General features: G+C 69.9%; 12 protein-coding genes and 1 pseudogene. 9 read left to right on the top strand and 4 right to left on the bottom strand.

Going from position 1 to position 12695, the window contains the following annotated elements; genetic code table 11:
• Nucleotides 1-85 precede the first annotated feature (85 nt).
• From ACFVT2_RS20770 to ACFVT2_RS20750, 5 genes are all read left to right on the top strand, one after another.
• Nucleotides 86-673, top strand: a complete 588-nt coding sequence (locus tag ACFVT2_RS20770) for a carbonic anhydrase (protein ID WP_390019809.1) — start codon at nucleotides 86-88, stop codon at nucleotides 671-673.
• Between the two features lie 125 nt (nucleotides 674-798).
• Nucleotides 799-1269, top strand: a complete 471-nt coding sequence (cynS, locus tag ACFVT2_RS20765) for a cyanase (RefSeq protein WP_390019806.1) — start codon at nucleotides 799-801, stop codon at nucleotides 1267-1269.
• 138 nt (nucleotides 1270-1407) lie between these two features.
• Nucleotides 1408-1905 (top strand): nucleoside deaminase, encoded by a 498-nt coding sequence (locus tag ACFVT2_RS20760; RefSeq protein WP_390019803.1) that lies wholly within the window; start codon nucleotides 1408-1410, stop codon nucleotides 1903-1905.
• 6 nt (nucleotides 1906-1911) lie between these two features.
• Nucleotides 1912-2319 carry an NUDIX domain-containing protein gene (locus tag ACFVT2_RS20755; protein ID WP_390019801.1) on the top strand — a complete coding sequence of 136 codons (408 nt, stop codon included), beginning with the start codon at nucleotides 1912-1914 and terminating at the stop codon, nucleotides 2317-2319.
• Nucleotides 2320-2426: 107 nt separating this feature from the next.
• Complete coding sequence (locus tag ACFVT2_RS20750; protein WP_390019799.1) at nucleotides 2427-3863, top strand: MFS transporter; 1437 nt, start codon at nucleotides 2427-2429, stop codon at nucleotides 3861-3863.
• A 510-nt stretch (nucleotides 3864-4373) separates the two neighbouring features.
• Here ACFVT2_RS20750 and ACFVT2_RS20745 read toward each other — a convergent pair.
• A complete protein-coding gene (locus ACFVT2_RS20745) occupies nucleotides 4374-5354 on the bottom strand; it encodes an AraC family transcriptional regulator (RefSeq protein WP_390019796.1) in 981 nt (326 codons plus the stop codon).
• Nucleotides 5355-5902: 548 nt separating this feature from the next.
• Between ACFVT2_RS20745 and ACFVT2_RS20740 the strand changes: the two genes are divergently transcribed.
• From ACFVT2_RS20740 to ACFVT2_RS20730, 3 genes and pseudogenes are all read left to right on the top strand, one after another.
• Entirely contained in the window at nucleotides 5903-7123 is a 1221-nt protein-coding gene (locus ACFVT2_RS20740; RefSeq protein WP_390019794.1) for a styrene monooxygenase/indole monooxygenase family protein, read from the top strand.
• A 76-nt stretch (nucleotides 7124-7199) separates the two neighbouring features.
• Nucleotides 7200-8414: pseudogene (locus ACFVT2_RS20735) on the top strand (styrene monooxygenase/indole monooxygenase family protein); the annotation flags it as partial.
• Nucleotides 8415-8456: 42 nt separating this feature from the next.
• Nucleotides 8457-8924 carry a flavin reductase family protein gene (locus tag ACFVT2_RS20730; protein WP_390019964.1) on the top strand — a complete coding sequence of 156 codons (468 nt, stop codon included), beginning with the start codon at nucleotides 8457-8459 and terminating at the stop codon, nucleotides 8922-8924.
• A gap of 520 nt (nucleotides 8925-9444) precedes the next feature.
• Here the strand turns inward: ACFVT2_RS20730 and ACFVT2_RS20725 are convergent.
• A complete protein-coding gene (locus tag ACFVT2_RS20725) occupies nucleotides 9445-9618 on the bottom strand; it encodes a hypothetical protein (RefSeq protein ID WP_390019792.1) in 174 nt (57 codons plus the stop codon).
• A 380-nt stretch (nucleotides 9619-9998) separates the two neighbouring features.
• Complete coding sequence (locus ACFVT2_RS20720; RefSeq protein WP_390019789.1) at nucleotides 9999-10751, bottom strand: hypothetical protein; 753 nt, start codon at nucleotides 10749-10751, stop codon at nucleotides 9999-10001.
• A 106-nt stretch (nucleotides 10752-10857) separates the two neighbouring features.
• Between ACFVT2_RS20720 and ACFVT2_RS20715 the strand changes: the two genes are divergently transcribed.
• Nucleotides 10858-11637: a tyrosine-type recombinase/integrase gene (locus ACFVT2_RS20715; protein ID WP_390019787.1), complete on the top strand. Its 780-nt coding sequence runs from the start codon at nucleotides 10858-10860 to the stop codon at nucleotides 11635-11637.
• A gap of 68 nt (nucleotides 11638-11705) precedes the next feature.
• Here the strand turns inward: ACFVT2_RS20715 and ACFVT2_RS20710 are convergent, their stop codons facing one another.
• Nucleotides 11706-12620 (bottom strand): GNAT family N-acetyltransferase, encoded by a 915-nt coding sequence (locus tag ACFVT2_RS20710; protein ID WP_390019785.1) that lies wholly within the window; start codon nucleotides 12618-12620, stop codon nucleotides 11706-11708.
• Nucleotides 12621-12695 lie beyond the last annotated feature (75 nt).

Here is a 12695-nt window from a genome sequence, read left to right as displayed (position 1 = left end):
CCACTCTTGGACGCTATAGGTACAGGTCATGCATGGTGGATCTCACCAGCCCGCAGGGGCCGATCACCACCCGAAGGGAGTGACCATGCAGGATCTCGCCCAGGGCGTCGCCCGTTTCCAGAGGGACGTCTTCCCGGCCAAGGCGGAGCTCTTCGCCCATCTGGCCACGCATCACACGCCGCACACGCTGTTCATCAGCTGCTCCGACGCTCGCGTCGTCCCCGAGCTGATCACCGGCACCGAGCCGGGTGACCTGTTCGTCATCCGCACTGCCGGCAACCTGGTGCCCGCCTACACCCCCGGGGCCGACGGCGTGGCGGCGAGCATCGAGTACGCCGTCGCCACACTGGACGTGAAGGACATCGTTGTCTGCGGACACTCCGCGTGCGGCGCGATGACCGCCCTCGTCGAGGGCCACGACCTCAGCGGTGCCCCGGCGGTCGCCGCCTGGCTGCGGCACGCGGAAGCCTCCCGGGCCCGAACCACCGCCGACGGTGACGTTCCCGCCCTGGTGCGGCAGAACGTGCTCGCCCAGCTGGCGAACCTGGCCACCCACCCCTCGGTCGCCCGCGCCCTGGCGGAGGGGAAGGTCGCCCTGCACGGCTGGGTCTACGACATTCCCACCGGCCGCGTCGAGGCCCTGACCGCCGCCGGCTCCGCGCTCGCCGCCTGACCTTCCCGGCGTGGGGCTCCCGCCCGCGACAGCCTGCCGGGAACCCCGCATCCATCCCCACCCATGGGCCATTCCACCCCACCCCTGTTCGTGAAGTGGCCCCCTGAGAAAAGGACGTATTGATCATGGTGCACGCCCAGTTCGACCCGACCGCTCGCGAGGCCCTGGCCGCAGCCGCCGTGGAGGCCAAGACCCGTAAGGACCTCTCCTGGCAGCAGATCGCCGACGCCTCCGGCCTGTCGGTGGCCTTCACCACCGCCGCCATCCTCGGTCAGCACCCGCTGCCGGAGAAGTCCGCGCAGGCTGTCGCCGAGCTGCTGGGTCTGGATGAGGACGCGGCGATGCTGCTGCAGACCATCCCGGTCCGCGGCTCGATGCCGAACCGGATCCCGACCGACCCGACCATGTACCGCTTCTACGAGATGCTCCAGGTCTACGGCACGACCCTCAAGGCCCTGGTCCACGAGCAGTTCGGTGACGGCATCATCTCCGCGATCAACTTCAAGCTGGACGTGAAGAAGGTCGCCGACCCCGAGGGCGGCGAGCGCGCCGTCATCACCCTGGACGGCAAGTACCTGCCGACCAAGCCCTTCTGACCGGCGCCGACACGGCGTCACACGGACGGCAACGGGGCGGGCCGAGAACAGTCTTCCGGCCCGCCCCGCCCTGTTTCCCGAACCCCGCGGAGCCGCCTGCCGGGGTCTCGCATCCCCTTCCATCTTTGGAGGACCTCCATGGACTTCGTCCAGCGCACCATCGACATCGCCCGTCAGAACGTCGCCGAGGGCGGCCGCCCGTTCGCGACCGTCATCGTCAAGGACGGCGAGATCCTCGCCGAGTCCCCGAACCTGGTCGCCCAGACCTCCGACCCCACCGCGCACGCCGAGATCCTCGCCATCCGCGACGCCTGCACCAAGCTGGGCACCGAGCACCTGACTGGCACCACCATCTACGTGCTCGCCCACCCCTGCCCGATGTGTCTGGGCTCGCTCTACTACTGCTCGCCGGACGAGGTCGTCTTCCTCACCACCCGCGACGCCTACGAGCCGCACTACGTCGACGACCGCAAGTACTTCGAACTCGACTCCTTCTACGGTGAGTTCGCCAAGGACCACACCGAGCGCCGCCTGCCGATGCGCTATGAGGAGCGCGACGCCGCGGTGGACGTGTACAAGCGGTGGCAGGAGCGCAACGGCGGCGAGCGCCGCGTGGCCGGCGCCCCCACCTCCTGACCGCCCGTGTCCGATGTGATCGAGAAAGTGGCGTGGATCCGGCTGGACGAGGGCCGGCTGCTGGCCACCCGCACCCGCGGCCGTGAGGTGTTCTACCTGCCCGGCGGCAAGCCGGAACCCGACGAAACCCACGAACAGGCCGTTGCCCGGGAGATCGCCGAGGAACTCGGCGTCACCCTGGACGCGGTCACCCTCATGTCCGTACTGATCGTGGAGGCCCCTGCCGACGGCAAACCGGCGGGCACGGTGGTGCGCACCTTCTGCTTCACCGCCCACGGTGCGGGGGAGCCGGCCCCATGCGCGGAGATCGCCGAGGTCGCCTACCTCACCCACGGCGACCACCCCCGCGCCAGCGCCACCACCCGCGAAGTCCTCGACCGCCTCGCAGCCACCGGCCAACTCCTGCGCCGGTGAACCCCGACGGCGCACGGGCCCCGCACCTTCCGTCCCGGGGCCGGTGCGCCGCCCCCCCCCGTTCGCTCCCACACCTGTCCCGAACCGTTCTCCCCGAAGGTGGTGCCGTGTCCGAGCTCTCCCCGAGGCAGCGGCTGCTGGTCCTTGCCGTGTGCTGCTCGGCGCTGTTCCTCGTCAGCCTCGACAACACCGCCCTGAACACCGCGCTGCCGGCCATCCGACACGACTTCGGCGCCTCCACCGCCGGACTCCAGTGGACCGTCGACGCCTATCTCGTCGTCCTCTCCTCCCTGCTGCTGCTCGCCGGTTCGGCCGGTGACCGGATAGGCCGCCGCCGCGTCTTCCGCGCCGGGCTCGCCCTGTTCACCACCGCCTCCCTGTTGTGCTCCCTCGCACCCACCCTCAGCTGGCTGATCGCCTTCCGCGCCCTCCAGGCCGTCGGCGGCTGCATGCTCACCCCCGTCGCCATGGCCCTCATCACCAACGTCTTCACCGACCGCCGCGAACGTGCCCGCGCCATCGGAGTGTGGAGCGCGGTCCAGGGCATCACCATGGCCGTCGGCCCCCTGCTCGGCGGGCTACTGGTCGACACCGTCGGCTGGCGCTGGATCTTCCTGATCAACCTGCCCGTCGGCCTCCTCGCACTGGCTCTGACCGGCCGGGTGCCCGAGTCCCGCGCCCAGCAGCCCCGCCGCCTGGACGCGGTCGGCCAGCTGCTGGTCGTCTTGCTGCTCGCCACCACCGTCTACGCGATCATCCAGGGCCCGGCGACGGGCTGGACCTCCGCCCAGGTACTGGTCTGCGCCGTCACCGCCGCCGTGGCACTGCCCGCACTGGTCATTGCCGAGCTCGCCCAGCGCGAGCCGCTGATCGAACTGCGCTTCTTCCGCCAGCCCCCGTTCACCGCCTCCGCCCTCAGCGCGGTGTGCGCCTTCGCCGCCCTGAGCGGCTTCCTCTTCCTCGCCGCCCTCGACCTCCAGGACGCCCGCGGCCTGGACGCCTGGCAGGCCGGCCTCTACCTGCTGCCCATGGCCGCCATGACCATCGCCTGCCCGCCCCTGGCCGGACACCTCACCGCCACCCGTGGCCCCCACCTGCCCCTGATGCTCTCCGGCACCGCCACCACCCTCGCCGGACTCCTGGCCCTCCTCGGCGCCCAGCGGCACACTCCGCTCCTGCTGTCCTGCCACCTCCTCTTCGGCATCGGCTTCGGGCTCGTCAACGCCCCCATCACCCACACCGCCGTCTCCGGCATGCCCCGCGCCCAGGCCGGTGTGGCCTCCGCCATCACCACCACCAGCCGCCAGATCGGCAGCGCCCTCGGCGTCGCTGTCATCGGCGCCACCGTCCCCGCCGCCGGTTACACCGCCGCCACGTTCGACCACGCAAGCCGCCCCGCCTGGTGGATCATCACCGGCTGCGGCATCGCCATCGCAGCCCTGGCCACTCTCACCAGATTCCACGCTCACCGGAGCACCCCACCCGGCACGCCACCGCGGAGCAGCGCCCGGCACCGACGGCAGGCTTCGCGGGCAGGTGTGTGACCGGCACGGGCTCCGGGGGCCGAGCCCCGCACAGAGCCGTGCCCCCGCCGGCCCGGATGGGCGGCAAAGGCACGGTGGGGCGGGAGTCGGACTGCTTCCGGGCGGACAACGCCGCGGCCGGGCTGACCGTTTACGGCACTGGCGCGGTGCAGGTCCCCGGTTGGCCCGGCCAGTTGTCCCAGTTCGGCTTCGGCCCGACCGAACTTCCCGGCCAACTCCTCGATGCCACGACCCTCCTGCCCAGTGGCATCCCCGCCTTCGTCCTCCACAATGAAACTCGGCAGCCCCTGTTCACCGCACGAGGGCCGGCCCCGCAAGATGCCGGCTTGCGAGTCGCGGCAACCCCCACTGCGGGGGCTTCCCTTCCGGTATCCGCCGAGCGCAGGAGAAGGGACCTGCGTCAGTCAGGCAACAGTGGCTTCAGTCAGGAAACAGTGGCTGCAGGCTGAGCCAGAGGTTGGACCGGGAATGGCCGGATGCTGACATCGGCGACCTCGGGCCGAATTTCTCCTACGCCCGCAACGTCTCCGAAGGCGACTCCCCGAACTGTTGGCGGTACGCGAGTGAGAAACGGCCCGGGTGCAGGAAGCCCCAGCGGGAGGCGACGGCGGTGACGGTCGTGGCACCCGGGTCGGCGGCCAGGAGTTCCTTGCGTACGCGGTCCAGGCGGACCTCGCGCAGGTACGCGAGCGGTGTCGTGTCGAGGTGTCGGCGGAAGCCTTCCTGAAGGGCCCGTACGCCGACGCCGACGCATTCCGCGATCTCCGCGACCGTGAGCGGCTCGGCGGCGTGTCCCTCGATGACCTCCATGGCGCGGCGGACCGCGGGCGGTGCGACGCGCGGCTGCTCGCCGAGCAGCGCCGTCGTGTAGTTGCTGGGCTGGGCCATCAACAGCTGGGTCATGAGGAGCGATTCAAGCTGTTTTGTCACGAGAGGCTGGCTTGTCATGCCGCCAGGCCCCTCCGCCTCCCGGCGCATGAGGTCGACGATGTTGAGCCAGGATCGGGAGCCCGGTGTGGTGAGGTTCATGCCGAGCGAGAAGAAGATCGGGCGGCGCACGGTGCGGCCGAGCAGACTGCCTAGGTGCGATTCCAGCGACGATCGGTCGAACCACACGATCAGCTGCGGATTGCCGTCGCCCCAGCGCATATCCAACTTTCCGGTCGGAGAGGGGACAGAAGCGAGTTCGGGGGAGGAGATGATCTCCTCGCGGCCGCAGGTGATTTCGGCGTAACCGGCGAGCGGGATCTGGACAAGGAAAAAGCTCTCCAGATCGCCCGGTGTGATCCGGACTTCCGTTCCGTAATCGAGGTAATACAGACCTGTCCGATCGAAGGGTGCGGCGTGCAGCCGGGCGTCGAGCGTCGCCGAGCGCTGCATGATGCGCAGCTCATGCGGGCAGAAGGCGCGGCCGACCTCGGCCCGCGCCTCCCAGATGTCCGCTGTGTGGAACCGCTGGTGATTTGCGAGGGGGGACTCTTCAGCGGGCATGTAAACCTCCACCGCCGAGATGCGCGATCGGGACAGCGACCCGCGTGATCCGGATAGCGGAGATGATCTTGCCATACCAACATTGATCCCTGACCGCCGCGGAACCCGAGAGAATCCAGGGAATCAACAATGCAGGGAGTGCCGGGCCGGACTGCGCTCGTCAGAGGCGGAGTCACGCTCAGCGGACAGCCCGTCGCATGCGCGCTGCGCGTCTTGCGCGCGACCGGCGCGGCGAGGGCCGCCGAGGCCGCACCCCCGCACGTTGCGGCCCCCTTGCCTCTGCCGCCCCGGCTCGCCGTTTCGGCCGGGCCCCGTTAGCCGGCCGGGTTACCCGGGGCCACCCCCCCGGTCCTACGGGTGACCCGGCCTCCCGCGGCTGCCCGCCAGCCCCCCTCTGGCGGGCAGCCGCATTCCATACAACCGCCCCCCACTCGTTGACGCCGCCATGTGCCGAAACGCTGCACAGCGCACTGCACTGCACTGCACGGCACCGCACTGCACCGCACCGCTCACAAAACCGCACACCCCAACCCCCGGAGTTCCCCCTCATGCGCAAGATCACCATCGTCGGAGCCGGGCAGGCCGGTCTCCAGCTCGGCATCGGCCTGGTCGACCACGGTTATGACGTCACCATCGTGTCCAACCGCACCGGAGACCAGATCCGCGAGGGCCGGGTGATGTCCAGCCAGGCCATGTTCGGCACCGCGCTGGCCCACGAGCGCAACCTCGGCCTCGACTTCTGGGGCGACGCCTGCCCGTCGATTGCCGGTCTCGGCGTGAGCATCGCCGACGGCCAGGGCGGCCGGGCGCTCTCCTTCGACGCCCGCCTTGAGGCCGCCGCCCGCTCCATCGACCAGCGCGTCAAAATGCCACTCTGGATGGGCGAGTTCGCGCGCCGCGGCGGCCGTCTGGACCTCTGCGAGGCCGGCATCGAGGACCTGGAGCGGTACGCCGCCGAGTCCGACCTGGTGATCGTCGCGGCCGGCAAGGGCGAGATCGCCGGGCTGTTCGAGCGGGACGCCATGCGTTCCCCGTACGACGCTCCGCAGCGCGCGCTGGCCCTGGCGTACGTCACCGGCATGGCAGCGCTGCCCGACCGCCCCGGCGTCAGCTTCAACGTCATCCCCGGCGTGGGTGAGTACTTCACCATGCCCAGCCTCACCACCAGCGGCCCCTGCGACATCATGTTCTTCGAGGGCATCCCGGGCGGCCCGCTCGACTGCTTCGACGGGCTCGCCCCCGACCAGCAACTGGCGAAGTTCCAGGAGCTGCTGCGGACGTACGTTCCGTGGGAGGCCGAGCGCTGCACCGATGTCACGCTCACCGACTGGAACGGCACCCTCGCGGGCCGCTTCGCGCCGACCGTCCGCAAGCCCGTCGCCACACTGCCCTCCGGCGCGCAGGTGCTCGGCCTCGCCGACGTCGTCGTCCTCAACGACCCGATCACCGGCCAGGGGTCCAACAACGCCTCGAAGTGCGCGGCCTCCTACCTCGCCACCATCCTGGACCACGGCGAGCGCCGGTACGACGCCGCGTTCATGGAGCTGGCCTTCGGCCGCTTCTGGGACAACGCGCAGTCCGCCACGGCCTGGACCAACGCGATGCTGGGCGCCCCGCCGCAGCACGTCCTGGAGATCTTCGGTGCGGCGAGCGCCAACTCCCGTATCGCCGCCCGCTTCGTCAACGCCTTCGACGACCCGCGCGACTTGCTCCACTGGTTCATGGACCCGGTCGCCGCGAAGAACTACCTGACCGAGCTAGGTGCCTGATTGGCCGTCAGGTGAGCGGCAAGGCAAACTGACGTCACGTCAGTAATAGAGGGCAACGAGAGCGGGACAGCAGGGCATGAGAAGGATCGCGGTGGTCGGAGCCGGGCAGGCGGGTGCCCAACTCGCCCTGGGACTCCAGGCGCACGGCTATGACGTCACCTTGGTCACCGACCGCGGCCCCGACGAGATACGTCGCGGCCCGGTCATGTCCAGCCAGTGCATGTTCGACACCGCGCTGCAGAGCGAGCGCGAACTCGACCTGCACCACTGGGAGGACCAGGCCCCGGACATCTCCGGCATCGCGTTCTCTCTCGTCGGTCCGCACGGTACTCCGAACGTCTCCTGGCGCGCGCCACTGGAGGGCCCCGCCCACTCCGTCGACCAGCGGGTCAAGTGTGCCGCCTGGATCGAGCAGTTCGCGGACGGTGGTCGCGGCGAGATCGTGCTGCACGAGGCGGGCGTCGACGATCTCGAATGGTATGCCCGTACGCACGATCTCGTCGTGGTCTCCACAGGCAAGGGCGAGCTGAGCCACCTCTTCCCGCGCAACTCCGAACTCTCCCCGTACGACCGGCCGCGCCGTGCGCTGGCCCTGACGTACGTCACGGGAACGGCACCGCGGGAGGGGGAGGGCGCCGTCCACTACCGCCTGGTCCCCGGCGTCGGCGAATGCTTCTCCTTCCCGGCCCTCACCACCACCGGACCCTGCGACATCATGGTCTTCGAAGGCGTCCCCGGCGGCCCGATGGACTGCTGGGACGACATCCGCACGCCCGAAGGCCACCTCGCCCGCTCACTGGAAATCCTCCACCGGTTCTTCCCCGACGAATACGAGCGCTACCGGCACGCCCAACTCACCGACAACGGCGGCGTGTTGCGCGGCAGGCTCACTCCGACCGTCCGGCACCCCGTCGCCCGCCTGGCCTCCGGCCGGCACGTCCTCGGCATGGCCGACGCCGTCGTCCTCAACGATCCGATCACCGGCCAGGGTTCGAACAACGCGGCCCAGGCCGCGACCCACTACCTCGACAGCATCCTCCGCCACGGCACCGCCGAATTCACCCCGCAGTGGATGCAGCGCACCTTCGACAACTTCTGGCGCGGCTGGGCTCAATGGGCCGTCGGCTGGACCAACTCCCTCCTGACCGAGCTGAGTCCCCACCACCGCGACCTCTTGACAGCGGCGGCCGACATCCCCTCGGTCGCCGGCGCCCTCGCCGCCGGATTCGACGACCCGCGCACCCTCTACCGCTGGTGGTTCGAGGAGGCCGAGGCACACCGCTTCCTCGCCGAGAAGCGTGCCCAGCACGCCGCCCGCTTCGACGGCCGCGAACTGCGCCGCGCGCTGGGCCAGTACGCCACCGGCGTGACCGTGGTGACGGCCCGCGCCCCCGACGGCCGCAACGTCGGCATGACCGCGAACTCCTTCACTTCCGTCTCGTTGAACCCGCCCCTTGTCCTGTGGTGCCCCGGCAAAAACAGCCCGAGCCTCCCGGACTTCACCGACGCCTCACACTTCGCCGTCCACATACTGGCCGCCGACCAGCACCACCTCTCCCGCCAGTTCGCCACCCCGGCCGACGACAAATTCCGCGGTACCCCCACCACTCCCGGCATCGCCGGCACCCCCCTCCTGGACGGCACGGTCGCCCGCTTCCAATGCCGCACCGTCCAACGCCTCGACGCCGGCGACCACATCGTCTTCCTCGGCGAGGTCGAACAGTACGAGGCCGACGGCGGCACCCCTCTGGTGTTCCACTCGGGGTACTACCACGTGGCGACGAAGCATCCAGATCTGTGAACGAGCATGCGGACCCGCGCCGTTGTTCTGCGCGAGGGAGAGGATTTCCCGAGGGTGTTGTCCTACGACACCGGACTTCCCCCATAGACGCCCCGGGTGCGACGGTCTCCGTCTGAGCCCGGGGCGTGGCCATGCGATTCGTCGCGAGCAAGGTGAGCTCGCAACCGTTCGAGAGCCCGGCAGACGCTGAGACATTGTTCTTCTCCTTGCGAGTCTTCGTCGGCTTGGTGAGGTTCGTGGAGCTTGCTGAGTCGTGTGGGGCCTGATCAGGCCGCGCGGACGCGGCTGATCGAGGGGCGCAGTTTGTCGGGATCGCAGTTGTGGGATCTGAGCGGCAGCTGCATTCCCGGATGTCGGGATTTCGGCGGCCGGCTGCCGCCTGGGGAGTGGGGATTGTGCGCCACCGGCGCGGCGTCGGCTCGCGGGGTCAGTAGTCCGAAGCCCTGTCGGGCTCACCTCGACGGGGCGAAAGCCGTCGATGAAACGGGGCGAATCGGTGCATGTCGGGGCGGCTTTGGTATCAGGTGAGGGCGGCGACCAGCAGGGTGAAGGCGGCGGTGATGACGGCGACGCGGGCCTGAACCGGGCCAAGGGACGGGTGGATGCCCAGACCGAAGCCCTGTTCCGCGTCGTGCACGCCCACACCCTGGCCAAGAGCGGCAAGCACCGCGCGGCCCTCGCCGAGGCCGAACACGCCCGCACCCTCCTGACCGGTGCGCCCGGAGACAAGGTGCCGTTCTGGGCGCTGGCCTGGGGCCCACCGGCCGCGTCGGTGTACTCCCGCACCGCCAAGGTCCACGAGACCATAGGAGACCACCGAGCCGCCGCTGAGCAGTACACGCTGGCCGCCACGGCCCGCCCGGCAGACACCTACGCGCGGATCGTCGCCCCGGCACCGGCGAATGCTCGCGGGCGGAACACCTCACTCACGTGGCGACGACCTCCAGTCCTGGAACCGCCAGTCGAAGGGCATCAGGTCCCTCTCCCAGCCGAGCGATCCGGCCAGTGCGTCGGCGGCCTCGGGCGTGCGCAGGAGACAGCGGTGGCGCAACAGCTCGCGCCGGCCGCCGGGCGTCAGGAGCCTCTCCTCGGGCTGAGATTCTCCGGGTGGTCGGGGTGCAAGTCGGTGCTGCCGTCGATCGGGCGGTTCCCCGCCACGTTGAGCCGATCGCCGGCCGGAGTCCGGTAGTCGAGGCGGAAGTCGGTGCGCCACTGGGAATTGCTGCCCCAGCCCTGGGACAGATCGACCGTCGGCCGGTGGCGACGCCGGAAGGTCCAGTACAGCGGCGAACGGTCCGCGACGCCGCGCTGCGCGTGCTCGACGCCGGCGCGGATCCGCACGCCGGCCCGGTTGAACAGCAGCTGGCCCAGCATCAGGCCGGGCCAGAGGACCCCGGTGATCTCGATCGGCGCGTGCGGGTCCTCGGCCTGTTCGACCTCGACGATCTCGTGGAGGAACGGGTCGAATGCGTCGCCACCTTCGAACGGCGTCATGCCGAGCGAGGTGAACACGTCGGCGTACTCGCGTTCCGAGAGCAAGGGCTGCGGGTCCTGGGAGCTGGGATCGTCGGAGGGAGGCTGGAAGGTGAGCAGCAGCTGGTCGCTGACCCGGTGCAGGGCGTAGAGCTCCCACACGAGTTCCTGCCCGTCGGGCTCCCTTCCCTTCTCGGCCCGCCATGAGCCGTCTTCGGCCGCCGTGGCCAGCCAGGCGCGGTAGCCGCGCTGGGCCCGATCGAGCCACGGCACGACGATCGTCTCGTACGGCTCCACCCCCTCATACCACGCCAGAGCCTCGTACAGTTCCCGCGCGTCCACCCCGTAAGGCATGCCAGGAGCCTACGGGAGGCGCCGGGGCGACCGGAGGCCTCACCCACCCACCCGCGACGACGGCCCAAACGCTCCGGTAGACACCGCCGCGGAGTGGACCACCCTGGTGGTCACCGCCCGGGACCACCACCAGGTCACGGCGTACCGCAAGCGCGCGTACGCGCTGCTGCTCCTCTATACCTGCTGCCTGCGCATCGACTCCCTACTACTCCACGCCCGGGTCGAGGACCTCGGATACGACAAGGCGCACCGTGTGCTGCACCTGGAGAAGACGAAGGGCGGCGGCCGGAACAAGAAGCCGATCCCGCCGGTGACCTGGGACGCGCTGCAGGAGTACCTCGACGGCCGGGAGACGGGGTGGCTGTTCTGCACGGCCAGCGGCGGCCAGCTCGACGAACCGGCTGTGTGGCGACTGTGTGCCTCGCTGGCCAAGCGCGCCGGCCTGCCCATGCGCGGCCCGCACGGCACCAAGGGCGACGCCGTCACACACGCCTTGGCGAAGAAGGACGCGCGCCCGGACAAGGTGCAGCGCTGGGCTGACCACACGGACCAGCGCACTTGCGGGGCTAACCCCTCGCCGATCCAAGGTCGGAGCACCTATCCTTCCGATGTGCCATCGCACGTGAAACGAAGGTTCTCGATGTCCGTCAACGCCCATGACAATCCGGTCGCCCCGCAGTCCCAGCAGCCGCCCCGGACTTCGGCGGCGCCGCCTGCCCGCGGCCAGCGCGCCTGGCTCTGGGCCCGGCGTCTGCTGTGGCCGGCCTGCATCCTCGGCGGTCTGGTGGTCGGCATGACCGGTCACGACACCCTGGGCGTGGCCCTGATCGCTGCCGCCCCGGCGGGCAGCAGTCTCCTGGCCTGGAGGTCCTACAACCGCCGCTAAGAAGCTGTGAGGTCTGCATGGCAAGCCAGTCGCACGGTTGTGGTTCCGTCGTGCTGTGGTGAGTCGTGTCAGGCCGCGGAGCGGGGAAGGTCGATGGACCGGCTTTCCTCTATGACTTGGTAGCCAGCGCTCGTGTACAGGTTCATCGCCACCTCGTTGCCGCCCCACACGGTGAACATCAGCGTGGAGTCGCCGGCTGCGAGCGTTGCCTGTTCGCCGGCCGCCATCGCGGCCCGCCCGTACCCCTTGCCGCGGTGCTGGTCCTGGACGTAAAGCGAGTAGCCGTAGGTGACCTCCGGGAGGTGACCGTGCTTCAGCCAGCCGGTGCCGATCTGCTCGCCTGCCGCTTCGAGGACCAGGAACGTGTTGCCGGGCGTCGCCAGGCCCTCGGGAATCAGCTTCGCGAAGTCCTGGTCGGACTTGCGTACGGCCTCCTCGGGGCTCAGGGCTCCCGCCCGGACGATGTCGCCGACGTAGGCGGCCTTCTCGGAGGTGAGCCAGTCGGGATATTCGGCGGGTGTCATCGGCCGTGCGGTAACGCCGTCGAGGGGTTCCGGCGGGGAACTCACGTGCCGTGCCCTGAGCTGGCCCCGGACGCCGTACCCGTTGAACAGTTCACCGGCGGGCTCGGTGAGCCGTATGTCCAGTCGGCGTGCGCCGCGCTGCGCGCACCATGCCTCGGCCCAGTCCCGGGTGGCCTGTTCGTGTCCCTGGCCTGCGTGGAGCGCGTCGATGCGGAGGTCGCCGATGCGGCCCGCGAGTGCGCCGTTGTTGTCGGTCACGATCACGGCGACGTATCCCACCCGGGTCCCGGCGTCTGTGATCTCGGCGACGGTCCAGTCGCCGATGCCGGCGCGTGCATCCTCAAGCATGCGCTCCACGGTGGCCTCACCGAGCCCGGCCACCGTGTACGAGGTGCGTAGCCGCCGCTCGAAGTCCTTCTGCCATTCCATGCTGTCATCAAGGATGCTGAATTCTGTCACCTGATCACACTAGTGGCGTTGTCGTGGACCCGGCCCGGAAATTTCGGTGTCCTACGCCAGCGCTCGGCTACTTCC

Source organism: Streptomyces sp. NPDC058000, assembly GCF_042886435.1.
Classification (GTDB): Bacteria; Actinomycetota; Actinomycetes; order Streptomycetales; family Streptomycetaceae; genus Streptomyces.
This window is presented reverse-complemented; position numbering and strand designations above follow the sequence as displayed.